Origin of the sequence: Pilimelia terevasa (assembly GCF_014647915.1) — a bacterium.
Taxonomy (GTDB): Bacteria; Actinomycetota; Actinomycetes; order Mycobacteriales; family Micromonosporaceae; genus Pilimelia; species Pilimelia terevasa.
This window is the reverse complement of sequence record NZ_BMQC01000004.1, coordinates 263,857-287,755: the sequence shown is the minus strand read 5'-3', so window position 1 is coordinate 287,755 and position 23,899 is coordinate 263,857. Positions and strand designations below refer to the sequence as shown.

The 23,899-nt window shown below is 75.9% G+C and carries 20 protein-coding genes; 10 read left to right on the top strand and 10 right to left on the bottom strand.

Going from position 1 to position 23,899, the window contains the following annotated elements; translation table 11 throughout:
- Positions 1-109: 109 nt before the first annotated feature.
- On the bottom strand, positions 110-940 hold the full coding sequence (locus IEY75_RS08210) for an oxygenase MpaB family protein (protein WP_189113617.1): 831 nt from the start codon (positions 938-940) through the stop codon (positions 110-112).
- Positions 941-1,066: 126 nt separating this feature from the next.
- On the opposite strand from IEY75_RS08210, the gene IEY75_RS08205 reads away from it, so the two are divergent.
- Positions 1,067-1,339: a CDGSH iron-sulfur domain-containing protein gene (locus IEY75_RS08205; RefSeq protein ID WP_229789445.1), complete on the top strand. Its 273-nt coding sequence runs from the start codon at positions 1,067-1,069 to the stop codon at positions 1,337-1,339.
- A 24-nt stretch (positions 1,340-1,363) separates the two neighbouring features.
- On the opposite strand, the gene IEY75_RS08200 is transcribed toward IEY75_RS08205, so the two are convergent.
- Positions 1,364-2,374, bottom strand: coding sequence for an iron-containing redox enzyme family protein (locus IEY75_RS08200; protein ID WP_189113616.1), 1,011 nt, complete (start codon positions 2,372-2,374; stop codon positions 1,364-1,366).
- Positions 2,375-2,701: 327 nt separating this feature from the next.
- Here IEY75_RS08200 and IEY75_RS08195 point away from each other — a divergent pair, with 327 nt between their 5' ends.
- Entirely contained in the window at positions 2,702-3,622 is a 921-nt protein-coding gene (locus IEY75_RS08195; protein WP_189113615.1) for a hypothetical protein, read from the top strand.
- Positions 3,623-3,792: 170 nt separating this feature from the next.
- Here IEY75_RS08195 and IEY75_RS08190 read toward each other — a convergent pair whose 3' ends face one another.
- Positions 3,793-4,482 (bottom strand): S1 family peptidase, encoded by a 690-nt coding sequence (locus IEY75_RS08190; protein ID WP_229789444.1) that lies wholly within the window; start codon positions 4,480-4,482, stop codon positions 3,793-3,795.
- Positions 4,483-5,009: 527 nt separating this feature from the next.
- On the opposite strand from IEY75_RS08190, the gene IEY75_RS08185 reads away from it, so the two are divergent.
- The 8 genes from IEY75_RS08185 (at position 5,010) to IEY75_RS08150 (ending at position 17,246) form a co-directional block, all read left to right on the top strand.
- Positions 5,010-5,513, top strand: coding sequence for a hypothetical protein (locus IEY75_RS08185; protein WP_189113614.1), 504 nt, complete (start codon positions 5,010-5,012; stop codon positions 5,511-5,513).
- On the top strand, positions 5,513-6,190 hold the full coding sequence (locus tag IEY75_RS08180; protein ID WP_189113613.1) for a PIG-L deacetylase family protein: 678 nt from the start codon (positions 5,513-5,515) through the stop codon (positions 6,188-6,190). The genes IEY75_RS08185 and IEY75_RS08180 overlap by 1 nt, the downstream gene beginning before the upstream one ends.
- Positions 6,187-7,605, top strand: coding sequence for a glycosyltransferase family 2 protein (locus IEY75_RS08175; RefSeq protein ID WP_229789443.1), 1,419 nt, complete (start codon positions 6,187-6,189; stop codon positions 7,603-7,605). The genes IEY75_RS08180 and IEY75_RS08175 overlap by 4 nt, the downstream gene beginning before the upstream one ends.
- Positions 7,602-9,647 (top strand): ATP-grasp domain-containing protein, encoded by a 2,046-nt coding sequence (locus IEY75_RS08170; RefSeq protein WP_189113611.1) that lies wholly within the window; start codon positions 7,602-7,604, stop codon positions 9,645-9,647. The genes IEY75_RS08175 and IEY75_RS08170 overlap by 4 nt, the downstream gene beginning before the upstream one ends.
- Positions 9,644-10,810: a non-hydrolyzing UDP-N-acetylglucosamine 2-epimerase gene (gene wecB, locus IEY75_RS08165; protein ID WP_189113610.1), complete on the top strand. Its 1,167-nt coding sequence runs from the start codon at positions 9,644-9,646 to the stop codon at positions 10,808-10,810. The genes IEY75_RS08170 and wecB overlap by 4 nt, the downstream gene beginning before the upstream one ends.
- Positions 10,807-11,508, top strand: coding sequence for an HAD family hydrolase (locus IEY75_RS08160; protein WP_229789442.1), 702 nt, complete (start codon positions 10,807-10,809; stop codon positions 11,506-11,508). The genes wecB and IEY75_RS08160 overlap by 4 nt, the downstream gene beginning before the upstream one ends.
- 189 nt (positions 11,509-11,697) lie before the next feature.
- The gene (metH, locus tag IEY75_RS08155; RefSeq protein WP_189113609.1) at positions 11,698-15,324 is read left to right on the top strand and encodes a methionine synthase; all 3,627 of its coding nucleotides are present in this window, start codon (positions 11,698-11,700) and stop codon (positions 15,322-15,324) included.
- A gap of 185 nt (positions 15,325-15,509) precedes the next feature.
- The gene (locus IEY75_RS08150; RefSeq protein WP_189113608.1) at positions 15,510-17,246 is read left to right on the top strand and encodes a methyl-accepting chemotaxis protein; all 1,737 of its coding nucleotides are present in this window, start codon (positions 15,510-15,512) and stop codon (positions 17,244-17,246) included.
- Between the two features lie 24 nt (positions 17,247-17,270).
- Here IEY75_RS08150 and IEY75_RS08145 read toward each other — a convergent pair whose 3' ends face one another.
- The 7 genes from IEY75_RS08145 to IEY75_RS08115 form a co-directional block, all read right to left on the bottom strand.
- Positions 17,271-17,477, bottom strand: coding sequence for a hypothetical protein (locus IEY75_RS08145; RefSeq protein WP_229789441.1), 207 nt, complete (start codon positions 17,475-17,477; stop codon positions 17,271-17,273).
- Between the two features lie 281 nt (positions 17,478-17,758).
- Entirely contained in the window at positions 17,759-18,037 is a 279-nt protein-coding gene (locus IEY75_RS08140) for a YciI family protein (protein ID WP_189113607.1), read from the bottom strand.
- Between the two features lie 28 nt (positions 18,038-18,065).
- Positions 18,066-19,010, bottom strand: coding sequence for a sulfotransferase (locus IEY75_RS08135; RefSeq protein WP_189113606.1), 945 nt, complete (start codon positions 19,008-19,010; stop codon positions 18,066-18,068).
- Positions 19,011-19,088: 78 nt separating this feature from the next.
- Positions 19,089-19,961: an AraC family transcriptional regulator gene (locus IEY75_RS08130; RefSeq protein ID WP_189113605.1), complete on the bottom strand. Its 873-nt coding sequence runs from the start codon at positions 19,959-19,961 to the stop codon at positions 19,089-19,091.
- 85 nt (positions 19,962-20,046) lie between these two features.
- Positions 20,047-20,730 (bottom strand): hypothetical protein, encoded by a 684-nt coding sequence (locus IEY75_RS08125; protein ID WP_189113604.1) that lies wholly within the window; start codon positions 20,728-20,730, stop codon positions 20,047-20,049.
- A gap of 141 nt (positions 20,731-20,871) precedes the next feature.
- A complete protein-coding gene (locus IEY75_RS08120; RefSeq protein ID WP_189113603.1) occupies positions 20,872-22,488 on the bottom strand; it encodes an IPT/TIG domain-containing protein in 1,617 nt (538 codons plus the stop codon).
- 224 nt (positions 22,489-22,712) lie between these two features.
- The gene (locus tag IEY75_RS08115) at positions 22,713-23,852 is read right to left on the bottom strand and encodes an esterase-like activity of phytase family protein (RefSeq protein WP_189113602.1); all 1,140 of its coding nucleotides are present in this window, start codon (positions 23,850-23,852) and stop codon (positions 22,713-22,715) included.
- Positions 23,853-23,899: the final 47 nt, after the last annotated feature.

Genomic DNA, 23,899 nt, shown 5'->3' with positions numbered 1-23,899 from the left:
CCTTCCAGCCTGCCGCGGCGCGGACGCCGCGCGCGTCCCACCGGAGTGTGTTGACACGGTGACCACGTGCTGTCGGGCGGGGGTGCCGGCAGGGGTGGCCAGGCGGCTGTCAGGCGGGGGTGGCCAGGCGCTCCCGGGCCGCGCGGTGCACCGGGCTCTCCCACCACCGCCGCGGCAGGGTCCGCAGCAGCGTGCGCAGCGCCTGCGCCGTGGCGGTGGCCGCGGCGTCGGCCACGGGCAGGCCCAGGGCGCCGTACCGGCGGCGCGCCCACCCGGGCATCGAGGCGAAGGCGGCGGCGGCCACCCCCGCGTACGCCGGCCGGGCCGGTGACAGGGTGAGCCACCAGGGCATCGGCGGCGCGAACAGGTAGCACAGGGCCTCGGCGGCGTCGCGGGTCAGCGCCAGCTCCGGGCGCATCGCGCGGTAGTAGTCGCGCACCTGCGCCGCGCTGCCCGGTACCGTCGCCGGGTCCAGCCCGACCAGGGCGGCGCCGCGGCGCTGCTCGTCGTAGTACCGGTCGGCTTCGGCGTCGGTCAGCCGCAGGCCGGCCCGCCGGGCCGTGGTGAGGAACGACTCGACCTCCGCGACGTGGACCCAGCGCAGCAGGTGCGGGTCGTCGACGGCGAACCGCTCGCCGGTGCGCGGGTCGGTGGCCGACATCCGGGCGTGCAGCCGGCGGATCCGGGCACCGGCGGCCGCGGCCTCAGCGGACGTGCCGTAGATGGCGGTCACCAGGTAGGTCGACGTGCGCTGGAGGCGGCCCCAGGGGTCCTCGCGGTAGCGGGAGTTCTGGGCGACCGCCGCGATCGCCCGCGGGTGCAGCGCCTGGAGGAACAGCGAACGCAGCCCGCCCAGCAGCAGGACCGGCTCGTCGTGCACCCGCCACGTCACCGACCCGGGTCCGAACAGGCCCGCGTCGGCCGGCTGGGCAGTGGTCATGCCCGACTCGTGCCCAGCCGCGGCCGCGGGCAAACCCGCCCCGCGAGGGCGTTTGCCGCACCCGCGGCGCGGGCACGTCCGTGCGGACCGTGCCCGCGCCGCGGGTGCCGGCGGGAGGGGGCGGCCGTGGCTGGCGGGACGGAGCAGGGCGGCGGGCGGCGCGAGGTGCCGCGGCGGGCCGCCGAGGTGACGGTGTGCGCCGACGGGCCGCTGCTGCTGCGCGGCGACTTCACCATCGTCGCCCAGGACGGCACGCCCGTGGACGCCGGCCGGTCCACCGTGGCGCTGTGCCGGTGCGGGCGGTCGGCGCGGCGCCCGTTCTGCGACGGGACGCACAAGCTGGTCGGCTTCACGGCCCCCGGTACCCGCGAAGGCGGAGAACCCGCGGGCCCAGGCTGAGAACTCCGGGGTACCCGTCCGGTCTCAGGCGGCGGCCGGGAGCGCGGCCGGCCGGTACAGCGAGCTGGCGCCCGCCTTCCAGCGGTCCAGCAGGTGGGCGGCCGCCAGGCCGTCGAGCCGCAGCGCGCACGCCGCGCCGAACAGCACCTCGGCGACCTCCGCCGGGTGGGTCTCCGCGAAGCCGCCGCACATGTCGTGGGCGGCGATCTGCTCGTGTACGGCGTCGGCCTCGACGTGCTCGTCGTAGAAGACGGTGTCGGCCGGCCCGCCGCCGAGCCGGCGCAGGCCGCCGCCGTACCGCCGGTTCGGCACCGACGAGGTCATCTCGTAGGCGGCGAGGTGGCCCAGCAGCGCCCCGCGCAGGCGGCGGTGGAGGCCGAACAGGGACATCAGGTTGTTGTTGGCCAGGGTGACCGCCGGTACCGCGTCCACATGCGCGCCGTACCGGGTGTCGAGGTCGAAGAACGCCAGCACGCGGTCGAACAGGGTGCTGTGCATCCGGTCGAGCCGCCCGTCGCCGTACTCGTCGCGCTGGATCTCGACCAGGGCGGCCTTGGCGGCGCCGCCGAGGCGCGGGATGGCCCAGGTGTGGGGGTCGGCCTCGCGCTGGTGGTACACCGACCGGTGGGTGACGAACTCACGGAACTCGGCGGCGGTCGCCCGCCGCTCCAGGTACCGGCTCAGCGGCGGCGCGTCGTCGGCCCGCACCAGCGCCGCCAACGCCGCCGCCATGGCCGGTGCCGTGGCCGCCGGGCCGCGGGGTACCGCGACGGCAGCGCGCAGCGCCCCCTCGAACCGGCGTTCGGCGACCGCCCGCAGCCGCAGCAGCGACGGCTCCCACTCCCAGTCGGCGGCCACGCCGTCCCAGCCGCGGTAGTGCAGCTCGTAGCAGACGTGCAGGGTCAGGTGCAGGTCCTCGTCCGTCAGGGGCGGGCCGGTGAAGTCGGGCGCGACCGCCGCCAGTGCGTGCGGGGCGCGGCGCAGGTCCTCGACGAGCCGGGCCGAGACGGGGCCCCGCGGCGTGGGCAGGTGCATCGGCGGGGCTCCTGATCGGGTCGGCGCGGCCGGCTGGCGGCACCCGGCCGCGCGGCCGGGGCAGGGCGCGTGTGGGCCTGACCTACCCCGGGTCCCGCGGTGCGAAACCGGACCCCGGGACCGCGCCGTCGGCGGCGCGCTCAGCGCGCCGCGCGGACCGTCGGACGGCCTCGGCAAACCGGGCGCAAGCCGGCATCGGTTCAACGCGGACGGACAATTGTGGTGCCGCCCCGGATCGAAGATGCCGCCCGCTTTCCCGTACTGCGGCGCGGCCCGTCCGCCTATCGTGGACTCCGCAACGAATCCCGCCAGCGAAAGGAGCGGCGAATGGCCTTTCTGCGTAGCGTTGGCCTCTCCCTCTGCGTCGGCGCGGTCGCGGCGGCCGCGGCCGGTCTCGCCCCCCAGCTCGCCGCCGAGGCGGCCCCGCCGCCGCTGGCGCGCGTCGACATCGGCAAGGCCCCGGCGAACCTGCGCGCCGGCGGCGACACCGCACGGATGAACGCGACCGTCCGGCAGCAGTCCGGCGGCCCGACCGACTGCCAGCGGATCCGCTGGTCGATGGCGGTCAGGACGCCGTCCGGGCTGGATCCCGCCGACATCCAGGTCACCCGCAACGAGAACGGCACCGTCGTGCCGCTGGACCAGGCCCGGGTCGACGACGCGCTGCGCCTGACCGACCAGCGCGTCGACGACGGGCAGCTCTGCCGCGGGCGCAGCGTCACCGCCGGGTACGCGGTCACCGTCCCCGACGCCAGCGTGCGCGGCCTGGTCACCCTGACGGTCGAGGCCCTCGACGAGCAGGGCCAGCGGCTCGGCGCCAACACCACCAGCATCAGCATCACCGGCGGTGTCGTCACGCCGGCCGGGTCGCAGCCGGCGGACGAGACCGGACAGGTACCGGCGGACGACGGCGGGCAGGTACCGGCGGACTCCGCCGGCGCGGCCGCCGCGCCGCCGGTCCGGTCGGCCTCCGCGGTGCTGCCCGGGCAGCTCCCCTTCGTCTGGTTCGTCGTGGGTGGACTGATCATGTCCTTCAGCACCGGCCTGCTGGTGCGGATGTTCCGCCGCCGCCGCCGGGCCAAGGTCGAGATCCCCTACCCCGCCCGGGACCGGATGACGGCCGCCGCGCGCCGGGGCCTGGGCTACCCGGAGGACTTCGAGGAGTACGGGAACCCGGGCCGCAACAGCCGCCGCCAGATGGTCAACCCGCGGATGCCCGCGCGTCGGCGCAGCGTCCTGCGCGTCTGACCCGGCGCCCGGACCGCCCCGGCCGGCGGACCGCCCGGGTCGCCCGCCGACGCGAGACGCCGGGAGCGCCGACCGGTGTCGGGCACTCCCGGCGTCGCGGCCGTCTCCGCAACAGACGGCCGCACCACCGTGCCGAGGTGGCGCGTCCGGCACCCGGCCCTGGTGCCCGCTCAGACGCCCGCGGTCGCGCGGATCCACTCGCGGCTGCGGGCGACGCTGGCGTACATCTGGATGCCGCGCTCGACGTAGCCCTGCGAGCAGACGCCGACCTGGGCACCCTGGTAGAACTGCGGCCCACCGGAGTCGCCCTTGTGGGCGTGGCCGCTGCCCTTGACGCTCTCGATGGCGGGGCCGCCCTTGTTGTCCCGGGCGTCGAGCCTGGTCACCTTGACGGTGGCGACCTTCAGCCGGCCGGCGGCCGGTGCCCGGGCGCTGGTCCGGCCCCAGCCGAAGATCTCGTTCTCGGCGCCCACGGGCGGGTCGGCGTCGGCCAGCTTCACCGGCACGGCCTGGGTGGCCGGGCTGACGAGCTTCAGCAGCAGCAGGTCGTGCCGGGTGTGCTTCTCGGCGACCGTGATCACCTCGCCCTGGGCCATGTCGGCGCTGCCGACCGCGACGGTCATCGTGTGGTCGCCGGGCAGGAGGCAGTGCGCCGCGGTCAGCACCCACTGCCGGGCCACCACCGAGCCGCTGCACATCCCGGGCCGGGACCAGCCCACCGCCGCGGCCCACGGCGTCGGGGCGCTCACCTCGGCGCCGCCGACGATGCCGTGCGACGGGTCGGCGAGCCGGGCGTGGGCGGCCGAGGCGAACGAGGTGACCGCGGCGGCGGCGGCGAGCAGCAGCGAGAGGGCCACCACGTCAGACCACCGCCGCGGCGAGGGCCCGGCGACGGGCGACCGGCGGGACTGCCGTGCGCGCGGCACGGCGGCGGATCCTCGACATGGCGGTCCTTCTCCTCGGAGGCGAAACGGGAGGCAGGTGCGGAGGCGGTGGGTCGCGGGCCGGTGCGCGTAGGGGGGACTGGCCGGGCGGCGCGTCGCCCGGCCGGGGAGGTCGGGTGCCCCACAGTACATTCGCATCGCGGTTCGTCAATACTATATGTAGAAATGTATAGACCCTGGTACGCCGTGTGGTGCGCCGTCCCGGGCGGTATTCACCGATTCCCTTTCCGGCCCCGCGCGCCCACAATTCCGAAACGGCGCGGGCGTCCTTAATCGGCCCCAGAAAGAATTTCGGCCGCGCGCCGATTCCGCGGCCGGGGCGCCGGCCGCCCCCGCCCGCGACCGCGATATTTCTCAGCCGCCGGCGTCCCGCGCCGAAACTGCGGGTGGGCCACCGGTGACCGCGGTGCTGCCTGACCGACCGATGCTTCGGAGGGCCAGCCGTGCCGATCTCGACCACGCCGCGCCGCGCGGCGTACGCCGCCGCCGCGCTCGCGGTACTCGCCGCGCTCGTCCTGCCGGCCACCCCGGCCTCGGCCCACTTCGGCCAGGTCGTCCCCGCCGTGGACTGCGTGACCGTGCCCGTCAACGGGACCTACCGCGCGGTCTTCAACTACACGAGCTACTCCTCGAGCGCGGTCACTGTCGCCGTCGGCACCAACAACATCGTCAGTCCCGGCGGCCTCAACGGCAGCCAGCCGACCCGCTTCTCCCCCGGCCCGCGCCGCGCCGCGTTCACCACCGCCGCCGTGCCGGTCAACACCGTCGTGGTCTGGAAGGTGCACGGCAACACCGCCACCGCCCGGTCCAGCTCGCGTAGCTGCGGCCCCCAGGTCAGCCTGCCCGCCGACGGCAACGGCACCGGCCCGGTCCTGGCCCTCGGCGCCAGCGCCGTGATCGCCGGTGCCGCGCTGCTCGTGCGCGCCCTGCGCCGCCGGCGGGCCTGATGTACAGCGTGCTGGCCGTCGGCGCGCACCCCGACGACATCGAACTGGGCTGCGGCGGCGCCCTGGCCGCCCACCGCGCGGCCGGCGACGCCGTGACGATGCTCGTACTCACCGGCGGGCAGAACGGCCCCGGCTCGGTGGCCGAGCGCGCCCAGGAGCAGGAGGAGGCCGCCGCGCAGCTCGGCGCCGTCCTGCTGTGGGGCCACGCGGTCGACTGCGCCATCACCGCGGACGCCGGCACCGTCTCGTCCGTCGAGCAGGTCATCGAGGCGGTCGCCGCCGACGTCGTGTACGTGCACGCGCCCGAGGACTCGCACCAGGACCACCGCGCCGTGGCGGCCGCCACCGTGTCGGCCGCGCGCCGCGGACCCCGGGTGCTGCACTACCAGAGCCCGTCGACGCTGGCGTTCCGGCCGTCGGTCTACGTCGACGTCGCCGCCCACCTCGACCGCAAGCTCGCCGCGCTCGCCTGCCACCGCAGCCAGGTCCACGGCTCGGCGATGGTGGACCCCGAGGTGGTCGCCGCGGCGGCCCGCTACTTCGGGGCGCAGGCCCGGATCCGGTACGCCGAGGCGTTCACCCCGGCCCGGTTCGTCTGGGACCTGGGCCGGATCCCGGCCGCCGCGCCGGGGCGCGTCGCGGTGGCCCCCGGCCAGTCGGCCGCCCCGCCGTGGTGAGCGCCGGGGGCGCGGCCGCGCAGGGCCGCGTCGAGCGGCACTGGGTCGCGCTCGCGGTGTACGCCCTCGTCCTGCTCGCGGCGTTCGCGCTGATCGGGTTCGACCTGACGCTGGGCATCGCGGCCGGCGTCCTCAACGTGGTGTTCCTGGCGTTCTTCTTCCGGCACCTGGCCTTCGCCGTCTCGGCGGCCCGCTGGGCCGAGGCCGACCTGGAGGCCGCCGGGGTCGGGCTGGAGTCCTACGCGCCGCCGGTCGCCGTCCTGGTGGCCTGCAAGAACGAGGAGCTGGTGGTCGACGGCATGGTGTCGGCGCTGCTCGGCCTCGACTACCCCGGCGACCGGCTCACCATCGTCGTCGTCGACGACGCCTCCGAGGACGGCACCGCCGCGCGGCTGGACGCCTGGGCCGCCTCCGACCCCCGGCTGCGGGTCCTGCACCGGGCGCCGGGGGCCGGCGGCGGCAAGTCCGGCGCCCTCAACGACGCCCTGGCCGGCGTGGACGCCGAGATCGTCGTCGTCTTCGACGCCGACCACGAGCCGGCGCGCAACGTCCTGCGCCGGCTGGTCCGGCACTTCCGGGACCCGTTCGTCGGCGCGGTGATGGGCCGCTGCGTGGTGCGCAACGGCGCCGACTCGTCCCTGGCGGGGACGATCTTCGTCGACTACCTGTCCGGGTACCTGGTCAACGAGTACGGGCGGCAGGCGCTGTTCGAGCTGCCCGCCTACGGCGGGGCCAACTGCGCGGTCCGGGTGAGCACCCTGCGCGCCCTGGGCGGCTGGAACCCCGACACCGTCACCGAGGACACGGACCTGACGCTGCGGGTCCTGCTGGCCGGCGGCCGGGTGCGCTACGACCCGACCGCGGTGGACTTCGAGGAGGCCGTCCACTCGACGCGCCGCTTCTGGAAGCAGCGGCACCGCTGGGCGCTGGGGCACCAGAAGTGCCTGCGCGACTACTGGCGCCCGGTGCTGCGCAGCCGGCACCTCGGCCTCGTGGACAAGATCGAGACGGTCATGTTCCTGTGGGTGTACCACGTGCCGGTCCTGTGCGGGCTCGGCCTCGGGTTGACCCTGCTGCGCGCCTTCGGCGTCGGCGGACAGGCAGTCGTCGGGCTGCTCCCGCTGTCGGCGCTGCTGTTCGCCGGCCCGTTCGCCGAGCTGGCCGTCGGCCTCGTCGTCGGCCGGGTGGAGCGGCGGGCGGCCTGGCAGCTCGTGGCGTTCCTGCCGGCGTTCGGGCTGTCCATCCTGACCGCCACCCATGCCTACCTCGACGGCATGATCGGCAAGCGGCTGAGCTGGGCCAAGACCGCCCGGTCCGGCTCGGTCGGCACGGCGGCCGAGGCGGCGCCGCAGCGGCCGGCGACGTTCGCCCGGCGGACCGCGGCCACCCGCCCGGCGCCGAAGGTCGCGGCGTGAGCGCCGCCGTCGCCGAGGGGCGGCTCGTCCGCCGGATCCGCGCCGACCGCCGCCGGCCGGGCGCGATCGCCCGGCGCCGCACCGTGCTGTACGAGATCGTCGGTGCCGTCACGTGGTGCTACGGCGGCTTCCTGCTGCTCGTCGACCCGGCCCGGCACGTCGAGGTCCGGCTGGTGATGCTGCTGCTGACCCTCGGCGGCGAGCGGCGGGTGGCGGCCCCCTTCGACGACACCTTCCTGGTCTTCGGGCCCGACGGCGCCACGATGCTCGCCGTCCTCACGCCCTCCTGCTCCGCCCTGGCCAGCCTGCTGGCCATCGGCGCGCTCGCGGTGTTCCTGCTGCGCCGCCGCCCGCACGCGCTGCCCGGCCTCGGCGCGGCCGCGCTGTGGGTGGTCGGCGCCAACCAGGCCCGCCTCATCGCCTCCCTGCTCGCCGGCGTCTGGTACGGCGACGGGGCGCTGATCCTGTTCCACGACTGGGTCGGTGCGCTGTTCAACTTCGTCTACACGCTGATCGGACTCCTCATCTTGATCACCATCACGATGCACAGCGCCGAGCGCGCCGAACAGGACCGCGCCGGCCGGCACACCGCCAACCGCCCCGACGCGTGGGCCCGCCCCGGCCTGGGCTACCGCGACGACGGCCTGGCCGCCGCCGCCCGCCCGGGCAAGTACCGGCTCATCTCGTTCGTCCACCGCTTCCTCGTACCGGCGCCGATCTCCCGCCGGCTGGGCGCCCGCCGCGAGCGCAACCGGGTCGACTACCGGCTGGGCCACCTCGGCCCGCAGGCGCGGGCCAACCAGATCGCGGCGCTCGCCGCCAAGGGCCTGGGCGTGCACACCGCCACGCTGCTGGCGGTGGCCACCCACGAGACCGACCCGGTGGTCCTCGACGCCCTCGCCGCGGCCGTCGCCGCCCGGCAGTGGGAGCCGGTCACCCGCCCGCAGGTCACCGCGCTGCGGCTGTGGGCGCGGGCGTGGCTGATGCGCGCGCCCGAGGGGTCGACCGGCGACCGCGCCGACGGGCACACCGTCGCCGTCACCGGTGCCGGCGGACCCGCCGGCGTGGCCGTGATCCGGGCGCTACGCGCGGCCGGGCACCGGGTGCTGGCGCTGGACGCCAGCCCCGACGCGGTCGGGCTGCGGCTGGCCAGCGCCGGTGAGGTACTGCCCCGGGCCGACGAGCCGGGGTACGGCGCGCGGCTGGTGGAGATCGTCACCACGCACCGGCCGGACGCCCTGGTCTGCACCGTCGCCGAGGAGTACGCCGCGCTGGAGCCGCTCACCGGCACCCTGGCCGGACTGGGCTGCCGGACCTGGCTGCCGGACCCGGCCGCGTCGGCCGCCTGCCTGGACAAGGTGGCGTTCGCCGCGGCCCTGCACGCCGCCGGTGTGCCGCACCCGCAGACCACCGCCGACCCGGCGCGGGCCGCCGAGCTGCCCGGCCCCTGGATCGTGAAGCCGGCGCACGGCCGCGGCAGCCGCGACGTCGTCGCCGTGGACACGGCCGCGGCACTCGCCGAGGCGATGGGCCGGGTGCCCGGGGCCATCGCGCAGACCCGGCTGGCCGGGCGCGAGTTCACCGCCGACGTGCTGGTGGGCCGCGACGGCGCGATGCTGACCTGCGTGCCGCGCTGGCGCGACGAGACCAAGGCCGGCATCTCGGTGCGCGGGACGACGTTCGACTCGACCGCGGTGACCTCCGTCGTGGCCGCGACCGTGCGGGCGGTCGGCCTCACCGGGCCGGCCAACGTGCAGGGCTTCGTCGCCGACGCCGCCCCGCTGTCGGTCAACCCGGACGCCGCGGTGACCGTGACGGTCGTCGAGGTCAACCCGCGGTTCTCCGGCGGCCTGCCGCTGACCCTGGCGGCCGGCGCGGACGTCGTCGGCACCTACCTGGCCGGCATCCTGGACCCCGCGGCCGACCTGCCGCGGCTCAGCTTCGACGCGGGCGTGCGGATGGCGCGGCACTTCAGCGAGGTGTACGTCGGCGCCGACGGCGGCGCCGTGGCCGACCCGCTGCGCCTGGCGGGCACGGCGTGAGCGCGCGGCGGCGGGTCCTCGTGCCGTGCGGCACGCGGCCGGAGATCATCAAGCTGGCACCGGTGGTCCGGGCGCTGCGGGCCGCCGGCCACGCGGTGACCACCGTGGACACCGGCCAGCACGCGAGCGCGGAGCTGGGCGCCGCCCGGTACGCCGAGCTGGGCCTGCCGGTCGACATCGCGCTGACCCTGCCGGCCCACGACCAGGCCGCCCGGCTCGGCGCCCTGACGGCCGGCGCGGTCGCCACGGTCGCGCGGGTGCGGCCGGACCTGGTCCTGGCGCTGGGCGACACGGCCACGGTGCCGGCGTACGCGCTGGCCGCCCGCGGGCTCGGCGTGCCGTTCGGGCACCTGGAGGCGGGGCTGCGCAGCTTCAACCAGCGCAGCGTCGAGGAGGTCAACCGCCGGGTGGCGGCCGCCACGGCGCAGGTGCACTTCGCGCCGACCCGCCAGGCGGCGGCGTTCCTGGCGGCTGAGGGGGTGGAGGACGAGCGGGTGTTCGTCGTCGGCAACCCCGTGATCGACGCGCTGCGCGAGCGGGGCGCGGCGCCGGTTCCCCCGGCGCGGCGCACCGGGGTGCTGGTGACCGCGCACCGGCCGACCAACGTGGACGACCCGGTCCGGCTGGCCCGGCTGGCGCGGCTGGTGGAGGCGCTGGCGGCGCAGGTCGGCCCGGTCACCTTCCCGGTCCACCCGCGGACCGCCGACCGGCTGCGGGCCGCGGGGCTGGAGGCCCGGCTGGCCGCCGCGCCCGACGTCACCCTCGCCGCCCCGCTGGCCTACGACGGGATGCTGGCCGCCCTCGCCGCGGCGCGGGTCGTGGTCACCGACTCCGGCGGCGTCCAGGAGGAGGCGGCCTACCTGGGCGTACCGGTCGTCGTGCTGCGCCGGTCGACGCCGCGCTGGGAGGGCGTGACCGCGGGCAGCGCCGTCCTGTCGGGCCTGACCACCGACGACGAGGCGGACCGGGCGCTCGCGGCGGCCCGCGCCCTGCAGACCCCGGGGTCGCTGGCCCGGCTGGCCGCGCGGGAGTGCCCGTACGGCGACGGCACCACCGGCGCGCAGGTCGCCGAGATCCTCGGCCGCCCGGAACTGGACCGGCTGCTCGACCTCGTCGAGCCCGACTTCACCGACGGGGTCCTGCCCGGTCGGCTGCCGGCGTGACCGGCCCGGTCCGGCTGCCCGGCGGCCCGCCCGCGGCCGTGGTGGTGGACCTGGACGACACCCTGTACCCGCAGGCCAGCTACCTGGACGGCGCCGCGCGCGCCGTCGGCCGGGCGGCGGTCCGCGCCGGCCTGGACGGCCCGGCCGTGGCCGCGGCGCTGGCCCGCGAGCTGGCCGCCGGCTCCGACCGCGGCGCCACGATCGACCGGGCTCTCGCCGCGTGCGGCGTCGCGGCCGCCGACGAGCTGGTGGCGGCGCTGGTGGCCGCCTTCACCGCGCACCGGCCGCGCGCGCTGCCGTGCTACCCGGGCGCCGCCGCCGCCCTGGCCCGGCTCCGCGAACGGTACCCGGTGGCCTGCCTGACCGACGGCGCCCCGCCGATCCAGCGGGCGAAGCTGGCCGCGACCGGCCTGGCCGCGGCCTTCGACGCCGTGGTGGTCTCCGACGAGCTGGGGGGCCGGGCGGCGCGCAAGCCGCACCCGGCCGGCCTGGCCGCCGCGGCGGCGGCGCTGGGCGTGCCGCCCGCGGCGGTGGTCGTCGTCGGCGACCGGCCGGGCAAGGACGTGGCGGTGGCCCGCGCCGCGGGCGCCCGCGCCGTCCGGGTCCGCACCGGCGAGTACGCCGACGCGCCGGACACGCCGGCCGCCGACGCGACGGTGTCCTCGTTCGCGGCCGCGGCGGGCCTGCTGCTGACCTGAGCCGGCCCCAACGCATCGACCGCCGTCGTCGGCCGCGGGCGCCCGGCGGCGGGCAACGACGCGGGCGGGCCGCAGGTCGGGGTCCGGTACACTCCTGCATCGGAGTCGAGAGGCGCTGCAACGGGCCGGGTCCCGCCACGCTCGACGCTGGTCACGCATCAAGGGCGCCTCCCATGTCGGAGGTGCTTGGTGGGTTCGTTCGCGGCGTCGGAGGCGACAGGTCGCCTCCGGGAGCTCCTGGACCGGCGGATCGTCGTCCTCGACGGCGCCTGGGGGACGATGCTCCAGGGCGCGCAGCTCACCCCGGCCGACTACCGCGGCAGCCGCTTCGCCGACCACCCCGACGACGTCACCGGCGACCCCGACCTGCTCAACATCACCCGCCCGGACGTCATCCTCGACGTGCACCGGCAGTACCTGGCCGCCGGTGCCGACATCACCTCCACCAACACCTTCACCGCCACGAGCATTGGGCAGGCCGACTACGGCATGCAGGCCCACGTCCGCGAGATGAACCTGGCGGGCGCCCGGCTCGCCCGGCAGGCCGCCGACGAGGCCGGCGGCCGGTTCGTCGCCGGCTCGATCGGCCCGCTCAACGTGACCCTGTCGATGTCGCCGCGGGTCGAGGACCCGGCGTACCGCGCGGTGACCTTCGACCAGGTCCGGGCCGCGTACGCCGAGCAGATCGCCGCGCTGGCCGAGGGCGGCGTCGACATCCTGCTGATCGAGACCATCTTCGACACGCTGAACGCCAAGGCCGCCGTCGCCGCGGCCCGGGAGGTCGCCCCGCACCTGCCGCTGTGGATCTCGGTCACGATCGTCGACCTGAGCGGGCGGACGCTGTCGGGGCAGACGGTCGAGGCGTTCTGGGACGCGGTCGCCCACGCCGCCCCGCTGATGGTCGGCGTGAACTGCTCGCTGGGCGCCGCCGAGATGCGCCAGTACGTGGCCGAGCTGTCCCGGCTCGCCGACACCTACGTCGCGTGCCACCCGAACGCCGGGCTGCCCAACGCCTTCGGCGGGTACGACGAGACCCCGCGGGAGACCGCGGCGCTGCTCGGCGAGTTCGCGCGGTCCACGATGGTCAACGTGGTCGGCGGCTGCTGCGGTACGACGCCCGCCCACGTCGCCGCGATCGCCGCGGCCGTGCGCGACGTGCCCGCGCGGGCCGTTCCGGCGCCCCCGGCGGCGACCCGGTTCAGCGGGCTGGAGCCGTTCACGATCGGGCCGGACACCGGCTTCGTGATGATCGGCGAGCGCACCAACGTCACCGGCTCGGCGCGGTTCCGGCGGCTGATCGAGGGCGACGACCACCAGCAGGCGGTCGACGTCGCCCTGGACCAGGTGCGCGGCGGGGCCAACCTGCTCGACGTCAACATGGACGCCGACCTGCTCGACAGCGAGCGCGCGATGACCACGTTCCTCAACCTCATCGCCACCGAGCCCGAGGTCGCCCGCATCCCGATCATGGTGGACAGCTCGCGGTGGAGCGTGCTGGAGGCCGGCCTCAAGTGCGTCCAGGGCAAGGGCGTGGTCAACTCGATCAGCCTCAAGGAGGGCGAGGAGGTCTTTCTCGACCAGGCCCGGCGCATCCGCGACTACGGCGCCGGGGTCGTCGTCATGGCCTTCGACGAGCGGGGTCAGGCGGACACCGCCGCCCGCAAGGTGGAGATCTGCGCCCGCGCGTACGACCTGCTCACCCAGCGGGCCGGGTTCCCCGCCGAGGACATCATCTTCGACCCCAACGTGCTCGCCGTCGGTACGGGCATCGCCGAGCACAACGGGTACGCCAAGGAGTTCATCGACGCCCTGCCGCTGATCAAGCGCCGCTGCCCCGGCGCGCGCACCAGCGGCGGCATCTCCAACCTCTCCTTCTCCTTCCGCGGCAACAACGTCGTCCGCGAGGCGATGCACTCGGCGTTCCTGTTCCACGCCGTGCGGGCCGGGCTGGACATGGGCATCGTCAACGCCAGCCAGCTCGCCGTGTACCAGGACATCCCCGCCGACCTGCTGGAGCTGGTCGAGGACGTGCTGTTCGACCGCCGGGCGGACGCCACCGACCGGCTGGTCACCTTCGCCTCGACCGTCACCGGCTCCGGGACGAGGCGCACCGCGGACCTGTCGTGGCGCGCGCAGCCGGTCCGCGAGCGGCTGTCCCACGCGCTGGTGCACGGGATCGTGGACTTCATCGAGGAGGACACCGAGGAGGCCCGGCAGGTCCTGCCGCGCGCGCTGGAGGTCATCGAGGGCCCGCTGATGGACGGCATGCGCATCGTCGGGGACCTGTTCGGCTCCGGCAAGATGTTCCTGCCGCAGGTGGTCAAGAGCGCCCGGGTGATGAAGCGGTCGGTGGCCTACCTGGAGCCGTTCATGGAGGCCGAGAAGGAGCAGGCCCGCCTCGCCGGCCGGGCCGAGAGCGTCCAGGGCCAGGGCCGGATCGTGCTGGCGACGGTCAAGGGCGACGTGCACGACATCGGCAAGAACATCGTCGGCGTCGTCCTGGGCTGCAACAACTACGAGGTGGTCGACCTCGGGGTGATGGTCCCGGCCGCGCGGATCCTGGACACCGCCGTCGCCGAGAACGCCGACGCGGTGGGGCTGTCCGGCCTGATCACGCCGTCGCTGGACGAGATGGTGACCGTCGCCGCGGAGATGCAGCGGCGCGGCCTGAAGCTGCCGCTGCTGATCGGCGGGGCGACGACGTCCAAGCAGCACACGGCGGTGCGGATCGCGCCCGCGTACGACGGCACGACCGTGCACGTGCTGGACGCCTCCCGGGTCGTCGGCGTCGTCGCCGACCTGCTGGACGCCGAGCGGGCCGGGGCGCTGCGGGAGAGCAACCTCGCCGAGCAGGAGCGGCTGCGCGCGCAGCACGCCGCCCGCCAGTCGACCGCCCTGCTGACGGTGGCGCAGGCGCGGGCCAACCGGGAGGCGGTGCCGTTCGACGGGCTGCCGGTGCCGCCGTTCACGGGGGTGCGGGTGGTCCGGCCGTCGCTGGAGGCGCTGCGGGGGTTGGTGGACTGGCAGTTCCTGTTCCTGGCCTGGGAGCTCAAGGGCAAGTACCCGGCGATCCTGGAGCAGCCGGTCGCGCGGGAGCTGTTCGACGACGCCAACACGCTGCTCGACCAGATCATCGCCGACGGGTCGTTCGAGGCCGTCGGCGGTTACGGGTTCTGGCCGGCGCACGCCGAGGGCGACGACATCGTGCTCACCGATCCCGTCGTGCGGCTGCCGATGCTGCGCCAGCAGACGGTCAAGCCGACGGGGCGGGCCAACCGCTGCCTGGCCGACTACGTCGCCCCGGACGGCGACCACCTCGGCGGCTTCGCCGTCGCGGTCCACGGCGCCGAGCGGCTCGCCGGGCGGTACGAGGCGGCGCGCGACGACTACCGGGCGATCATGGTGAAGGCGCTGGCGGACCGGCTCGCCGAGGCGTTCGCCGAGTACCTGCACCTGCAGGCCAGGCGCGAGTGGTTCGAGCCGGACGCGGCCCCGGCGGTCGCGGACCTGCACGCGGAGCGGTTCCGCGGCATCCGGCCGGCGCTGGGCTACCCGGCGTGCCCCGACCACAGCGAGAAGCGGGAGCTGTTCGACCTGCTCGACGCCGCCGGCCTGGGGATGGGCCTGACCGAGTCGTTCGCGGTCACGCCGGCCGCGAGCGTCAGCGGGCTGATCTTCGCCCACCCGGACGCCCGGTACTTCACGGTCGGCCGGCTCGGGCGCGACCAGATCGAGGACTACGCGGCGCGGCGCGGCACGACCGTGGCCGAGGTGGAGCGCTGGCTGCGGCCCAACCTCGCCTACGAGCCGGCCTGACGCCGCCGGGCCGGCCCCGGTCCGGGCGGCGCGCCGCGACCCGCACCCGATGATCTTGTTTTCGGGACACGGCCTGTCATAGCCAGTAGCCTGGCCGTTGCCGCCCGCCGGACGCCCAGTGCCGCGCGGCCGCGGTACGCGCGCACCGAGGGGCCGCCCGCGCACGCCGTGCGGCCGGAGCGGGGGTGGCAGTGCCGAAGCGACACCGCGCCGTGGCCGTGGGCGGCCTCGCCGTGCTCGTGGCCGGTCTGGTCGTCGCGCTGGCCGGCGCCGTCACCGCGCCCGGCTTCATCCGGCTGGAGGAGCGGGAGGAGCTGAACCGCGCCCGCGCCGTGGTCGGCTCCCTGGACAACAGCGTCCAGCGGCTGATCGACGTCGGCGCCACCAACGCCCTGTGGGACGACAGCTACCGGGCCGTGCGCGACGGCGACCGCCGGCTGTTCGACGCGATCCTCCCGGCCGGCGACATGGGCAAGATCTACCAGCTCAGCGCGGTCATCGGGGTCGACACCGCCGGCCGGTTCCGGGTCGGCGGGACCGTCGGGAACGCGGCGTACGGGGCACCGCCCGCCGGCCTGGCCACCGCCGACGCGGTCCGGGAACTGGTCGTGCCCACCGCCGGGCCCGGCGAGGCGGCCTGCCGGGTCGTCGCCGGTGCGGCGGGCGCCCACTACCTGGGCTGCGGCTTCCGGCTGTTCCGCACCGACAGCACCGGCCCGGCGGTCGGCAGCCTGATCCTGCTGCGCCAGGTCGACGACGCGCTGCTGCGCGAGTGGGGCACCAGCACCGGGGTCGACCTGCGCGGCGACGGCGCCGGGGCCACGCCCCCCGCCGAGCGGACCATCGAGTCGCGCCTCGGGCCGGTCGGCACCGCGGCGGAGACCGCCCCCCGGTCCACGGTGGTGACCTTCACCCTGCCGGTCGCGGGGCAGGACCGGCCGTTCGTCCTGCGCGGTACCAGCGGCCGCCCCATCGCCGACCTCGGCGCCGCCGTCGTCCGCAACCTGACCACGCTGCTGCTCCTGCTGGCGCTGGCGGCGGTCGTGGCGCGGTGGGTCGTGTCGCGCCAGGCCATCCGGCGGGCGGTCGCCCCGCTGCGCCGGGTCACCGAGGAGGTGATCGCCTCCGGGGACACCGCCCTGCGGGTGAGCCCCACCGGTACGGACGACATCGCGGGACTCGGCCGGGCGATCGACGGCATGTTGGAACGCCTGCACTCCCAGGGCGGCCTGCTGCGCGAGGCGGACCAGCGGGAGCGCGACGGCCTGGCCGCCTCGTACGCCGCGCGGGAGGCCGCCCGCGAGGACTCGATGCGGCGCGCCCGCGCGGAGGCCGGCGAGGTCGTCGACGCGATCGTGGACCGGCTCGACGGGGTGACCGGCCAGATGGACGCCGTCCAGGCGTGCGTGGCGCGCATCGACGGTGGCATCGGCCAGGCGACGGATGCCACCGACACGATCCTCGCGCGCTCCGCCGCCGCCGACCGGGCGCTCGCCGACCTCGCCGGCACCCTGCCGGTGGTGGCCGACATGGCCGCGGTGATCAGCCGGGTCGCCCGCGAGACCCGGCTGCTCGCGCTCAACGCGACCGTCGAGGCGGTCCGCGCCGGGCAGGAGGGCGCCGGCTTCGCCGTGGTCGCCGAGGAGGTCAAGGAACTCGCGCTCAGCACCGCCGACTCCGCCGCGCGGATCTCCACGGCGGCCGGCGACATCGACCGCCGCGCGGCGCAGGTGTCGGAGGTGATGACGGGCCTGGGCGCGGCGCTGGGCCAGGTCCGGCGCGCCATCGAGGAGGTCCGGGACGTCGCCGCGCAGCAGAACAGCACCATCTCGGCCGTGGTCGGCCAGGTGACGACAACGGTGACGCAGGTCAACGAGCTGCGCCGGCACGCCGCCGACGAGGGTGCCCGTCCGCCGGGGTGAGCCGCCCGGGCATCCGCCCGCGGGTCAGGGGCCGGCGTCCAGCGCGCCGGACTTGGCCAGCGCGACGATGTCGCGCCACTGCGGCGCGCTCATCCGGATGGCGCTGCCGAAGTCGTCGGTGACGACGACCTGCCGGGCCGGCTCGGCCTCCGGGTCGACGTACAGCTCGGGGCAGCCGCAGCCGCAGTTGCCGCACAGGGTCAGGACGTGCACCAGCTTCTGGTCGGACACCACTCGCACCCCACAGGCTCGGGCGGACAGAGGTCCACGCGGCGCAGCGGCGCCGGTCTCCGCAGGGCGGGGCGGCGACGCACGATCGGCGACACGTGGTAGCGACGCGTGTTCACGGTGTCACCTCGCGGGCGTCGGCGTCAATACCGCGGTCGTCGGGTGTGGACCGCGGTCGTCCGCCCGCGGCTGTGGCGCGGCGCCGGCTGCGGCTGCTGCGGCGGCCGGCGGCTGCTGCTGCTGCTGCTGCTGCGGCGGCCGGCGGCGGCGGCGGCGGCGGCGGCTCAGTCCAGCAGGTCTGGCAGGCCGCGGACCGCGGTGAACTCGACGACCGTGTAGGCCGCGGCGCGGGCCTGGTGCAGCGGGTCGGTGGCCAGCAGGGCGTTGAGCTGCCCGCGGCTGGCCGCCCGGGCGACGATGACGCCGCCGGTGCGGGGTACCCGGGGGCCGCAGGCGACCAGGTGGCCGTCGGCCAGCAGCCGGTCCAGCCACTCCCGGTGCGCCGGCAGCAGGGCGTCGACCTCGGGCAGCGGCACCCGGTACTCCAGCGTCACGACGAACATGCCGGCAGCGTAGCGGCCGCTCCCCCGGTCAGCGCGGTCGCGGGCCGGCGGCCGGGGGGCGCCGCGGCTGGAGCGGGTAGCCGTAGCGGCGCAGCAGCGGGAGCGCGACCGCGCTGGCGACCACGCGGTCGCGCGGCCGCTGACCGCCGCGCCAGGCGTCGTCCAGGCGCAGGGTGACCGTCCCCGTGGTGAACCGGCTCGGGTTGCCCGACACGGTGTGGTTGGGCACCAGCGCGACCTCGCGCGGGCCGCGGAACGGGCCGTCGGCCGTCGACACGCCGGCCAGCCGCAGGAGGTTCTCCACGCGGGCGCGCGGGTCGGTCAGGAAGTCCTCGTACCGCAGCCGGGCCTGCCGCGGGCCGTAGGCGGGGGCGAGGTGGGCGATGACGGCGTTGCAGGCCAGCCACTGGCCGGTGCTCTCCCACGGGCCGTGCCGGTCCATCATGGCGGGTCTGGGCCGGTCGACCTGCGGCTTGGCGCGCATCCAGGAGTACGCCACGGCGCGCGGGTCGCGGACCATGTGGACCAGGTACCCCTCCACGCCCGCCAGCCGCGCCAGGACCGCCGCGCCGGCCGGCGTCTTGGACGAGTCCACCACCAGCTCCGCGCCGGTGACCTCGCCGACCGCCCGGTACACCTGGCCCATGATCTCCCGGTACCGGCGCACCGCCGGCTCGTGCGGCCGGTGGTACAGCCGCAGGGCGTGCCGGGCGCGGGCGGCCTCGGCCTGCAGCGCCATCATCTCGCGCGGGTCCGGCTCGGCCGTGCCGAACGCCTGCCGCCGGATCGCCGACCAGCAGGGGCAGTCGGGGAGGCGGACGCCGCAGCCGCACCGCCGGCCCTGGACCAGCCCCCGGCGCCAGAGGTAGAACAGCTCCCCCGCCGAGAAGACGCTCGGGTAGGCGTTGAGGATGTTGTCGAGGATCGTCGTACCGCTGCGGCCCCAGCCCGCGATATACAGCACCTTCACCATCGGAAACCTCCCAAAAACGGACAAAGTATATGTCCGCTTTGGGGGGATTGTTGGGAGGCGGTGGCGCACCGACGGGGGTCACCCGGTCCGCGGCTCCCGCTCCACCGGGATCCAGAGCTGGGCCGCGGCGTGCGCCCCGTCCGCGGACAGGCGCGTCTGCAGGATCTCGGGGCCGGGGCGGCTGCGGTACGGGTTGGCCGGGAACCACTGGGTGAACACGTCGCGCCACAGGTACTGGAGCGCCTGCGGGAACGCGCCCTCGCTGTCGAACACCGCCCACCGGCCGGCCGGGACCGCGAGGCTGTCCCGGCCGGCGGGGGCCGGGGCGCCGGTGACCACGCCGTGGTAGTAGTCCAGCTCGGTACCCTCGGCCCGGTCCTCGGCCAGGTTGACGCTGGCGCCGAGCACCCCGGCCGGCTCCTGGTCGGCGAGCGCGGCCACGGCCGCCAGCTCCGCCTTGTCGATCCCGCGGATGAACGCCACCAACGCGGGGTTCATCCCCTCGTGCACCAGCGGGACCCGCGCCCGCCACCCCACGACGCGGAACGCGTCCTTGTCGACGACCCGGTACCGCATGGTGTTACTCCCTTCGACGACGAGGCGGAAGGCCATCCGCGGCTGCGATCGCAGGGGCGCGCCGCCCCGGCGGACCTCGGCCGGACCCACGCCGTGCACCGCGCGGAACGCCCGGGCGAACGCCTCCCCCGAGCCGTACCCGTAGCGCACCGCCACAGCCAGCAGGGTCTCCCGCCCGTCGAGCACCTCGGCGCCGGCAACGGTCAGGCGGCGCCGGCGCACGTACTCCGACAGCGGCATCCCCGCCAGGGCGGAGAACAGCCGGCGGAAGTGGTACTCCGATGTCGTGGCGATCCGGGCGAGCGCGGCCACGTCCAGCGGCCGGTCCAGGTGCCGCTCCACGTACTCCATCGCGTCGTTGAGCCGGTCCAGCATCCGCGCCCCTTCCCTCCGGGGCACCACGCTAGGCCGCAGGGGACCGCCCGCACCCGACATCCGGTGCCCGGGTCGGTCGGGTGGCTCAGGTCAGCCGGGACCAGGCCCGGTCCAGGGCGAGCAGGCTGTCGGCGGCCGAGGGCCGGCCGGAGAGGTCCACCAGGATCGTGTAGGCGCTGCGGGCGGCGCTGGTCCGCCAGCACATCAGCAGCGTCGGCCGCTCGGCGGCCGGGCGGCCGGAGCTGAACTGGAACTTCTGGGTACACCGGGCGTTGCCGACCGGCCGGCCCTCGTCGGCGATCCAGGCCAGTTCGCGCTGCCCGGTCAGGTCGGCGCGCGCCGAGACGACCCGCAGGGTGCGCCGGTCCTTGCGGAGCTGCCCGGTGTTCACCACGGACACGCTGTCGTTGTCGGGCACCGGGGCCTGCGGCGCGGCCGCGGGCACGTGCGGGGCGGCCTTCGCCGCGGCGATCCGCTCCCGGGTGCTCATCCGCCGCGTCGGGCTCGCGGCGGCGGCCCGGGGGCGCGTCGCGGCGGTCGGGTCGGATGCGGCGGCGGTACCGGTTCCGCCGGCGGCGGTGTCGGGCGCGGGTGCGGCGGCCGGCGGCGGGGCGGGGCTGTCCGCGGCCCGGTCGTCGAAGGGGTACAGGACGAGCGCCGCGCCGCCGATCAGCGCGCCGCCGAGGGCGCCGCCGATCGCGAACCGCAGGCGCCGACGGCGCCACGCGACCGTCTCGGCGGACGGCGTGGTGTGCCGAAGGGGGTTCATGCCAGCTCCTCAGTGGCCGGGTGGCGCGTCGCCGCGCGCGGGCGGCGCGCCCGGATGGGACGGGACGGGTGGCGCCCCGGCGCAGCGGCGGCCCGGACGTGGTCCGGGCCGCCGCCGTCGCCGGTCAGGCAGGGTTCCCGGTCAGTAGTCCGCGACCGTGAACGTCGACCCGCTGGAGATGATCGACTCGGTGTAGTTGGCGTCCTCGCTGGCGCCGCCGGCCTGGACGTCCACCGCACCGTTGCTGATCACGGCGACGGTGTAGGTGCCGTTGGGCACCGGGACCGGGTTCGCGATCGTCATGGTGACGGTGCCGCCCGCGGTGGCCGCGTTCGACAGGGTGACCTGCGTGGCGCTGGTGTAGGCACTGATCACGGTGCCGGCCGGAATGCCGGTACCGGTGATCGAGCGGCCGACGTCGGCGACGGTGAACTGCGGCGCCGCCGCGGTCACACCGGTGCTGGCGTTGACGGTCGTGACGCTCGCCGCGGTGCGCGGGCCGATCGTCGTGCTGACACCGGTGGCGGTGGCGGTGGCCGCCGCCGACAGGACCACGGTCGTCGGGTTGGTGACCGAGACGATCGTGGTACCCGCGGGCACCTGGGTGTTGCTGGCCACCGACAGCGACATGCCGACGTCCGCCGAGGTGAAGGCCGCCGTGGCCGACGTGAGCGTCGTGCTCGCGTTGGTCGTGGCACCGTCGGCGACCGTGCGTGCGGCGACGGTCGTGTAGGTGCCGGTGGTGCTGATCCGGCTGCGCAGGTTCATGCTGCAGATGACCTCGGTGTCACTGACGACGAGGACGTTGATGCACTCCGCGACCTCACCGATGGTCTTGTTGCCGGAGTTGGTGGTCGGGTCGTACTTGCCGTCGACCAGGTACACGTGCGACTTGGCGTCGTTCGGCGTGGCGCCGGTGGTCATGCTGAAGTCCAGGTTGGTGAAGCCCACGCCCTGGATGTCGATGTCGGGCAGCGTCGCGCCGGTGTTGGGCGCCGTGTTCGGCACCACGACGATGCCGTTGGTGTAGGTGAAGGCGTTGGCCTTGGTCACCGTGCCGCCGGCCGAGGTCACCGACAGCGTGTACGGTCCGCCGGCGGTCTTGGCCGGCAGGTTGGCCGTGAAGCTGTTGCCGTTGGCCGCCACCGAGATGCCGGTGAGCGCCGTGCCGCCGATGCTGGCGGTGAGCGCGCCCGCGGTGGTCGGGAAGTTCGAGCCGGTGATGGTGACGGTCTTGCCGCCGAGCGCCGGACCGGTGCTCGGGGAGATCGCGGAGATCACGGGCTTGGCGGCGATCGAGTACGCCGCGTTGGCGATCAGCGGGCTGCCGCTGGCGCCGGTGACGGTGCCGGAGTAGACGCAGACGTTGTACTTCGCCGTCGTCTGGCCGCCGGCGAGCGCGACCGTGGCGGGTACCGTGATGCCGAGCTTGGTGGTCGACAGCAGCCGCACGTTGGCGGCCGGTACGGCCAGGATGCCCGCGGTCTGGACCGGCGGGGTGCCCGCCACGACGACGGCGGCCGGCGCCGCGTAGACGGCCGAGCACGCGGCGGCGGCGCCGGTGCCGACGTACTGGAACTCGACCGCGCTGTTGGCGTTGAAGACCGCGGTCGTCGTGGTACCGGTCAGGGTGTTGCCGCCCTGGCTGGGCCCGGACGGGGCGCTGAGCGTCATCGGCACGCTGGCCGCCATGGCGGGCGCGCTGAGGCCGACGACCAGCAGGGCGGCCGCGCCGATGGCGAGGCCGGGGCGGGACAACCGGTGCAATGCTGGTCGGATCCTGGGCTTTCGCATGCGTGAATTCCCCCCGAGAGAGTCATGAGTGCTCCACTTGCCCGGACAGCCCGCACTCGCCTGTCGGCTAAAGCCATCCAGCGCGAATAGTAACTTCGCGTGTTGGCTTGACTTCTCTCTGTCAAATATTTCCCTCGCGACACGCGTGGAGGCGCGGGAAGGCTGCACGATCGGTCAAGGATCGGCGCTCAGCAGCCGCGCAGCGCGAACGCCTGGAACTGGGTGATCTCCCGACTGTCGAAGTTGTCGTCGGACCCGATCACCAGCGTGCACTCGCCGCCGGGCAGCCGCGGCCCCCAGGCCAGGCTCTCCAGGTTCTGCACCGGCTGCGCCTGGGCGCCCAGGTCCAGCACCAGGCGCTTGGCCGCCGGCCGGAACGACCGCCCGCCGGCCAGGCCGGCGCGGCCGGCGACGTCGGTCGCCCCGGCCAGGTCGACCTCGTACAGCTTCACCCGGTAGTTGACGCCCTCGATCCAGGACCGCTCCAGCGCCAGGTACCGGTACCGGTCCACCGCCAGCAGCTCGGAGACCCCGGAGTCCGTGGCGCCGCCGGCCGGGACCGGGGTGGCGGGCAGCGGGTCGATCGGGTACGCGTACTGCGCCACCGTCCCGCTCCGCCGGTGCCACACGGTGATCCGGGCGGTCGCGCCCTGCAGGATCGTGGGCTGCGGACCGTCCTCGTACCGCGGCCCCTCCACCGCCGCGGCGACCACCTCGCGGGTCACCGCCAGCGCCTCGATCCCGTAGTTGCGGCGGGGCCCGGAGTCGGCGGTGGTGAGCCGCAGATTGCGCGGCAGCGGCAGTGCGCCCAGGTGCCGGCCCGTCGGGTCGACCCAGCGCAGGAAGCCGGCCGCCAGGGGGATCGTCGGGTTGGCGGCGTCCGGCCGGTCGCCCTCGCTGCTCCACAGCAGGCCGCGGCCGCGCGGGTCCACCCGGATGGACTCCGGGTCGGCCGACCCCGGCTGGCCGAACGCCGGGTACGGCGTGCCGTCGGGGCGGCGCAGCGTGCTGACCCCGGTCAGCGTGGCGCCGGTGAAGGCACCGGTGACCGGGTCGATGGCGAGCTGGCCGGTGTAGAAGCGGGCGGGGTTGTAGCGCCAGCGGTCGTCGGAGATCAGGTACCAGGTGCCGGTGCGCGGGTCCCGGTCGATGCCGGAGAGCCCGCCGACGACCGTGTCGGCGAAGGGCATCCGGTGCGCGAGCCGCTGCTCGCCCAGGTACCGGGTGACCCGCAGCGGGCCCGCCGGGGCGGCGGCCGCCGCCGCGGGCGTGCCCGCCAGCAGCAGCAGGACGGCCAGGGCGGTCCGGATTTGTCGCCTGGTGTGCATCACGCGCCTCGATTCCCGTTGTCGGCGGCGGTGGCGCCGCCTCGGCC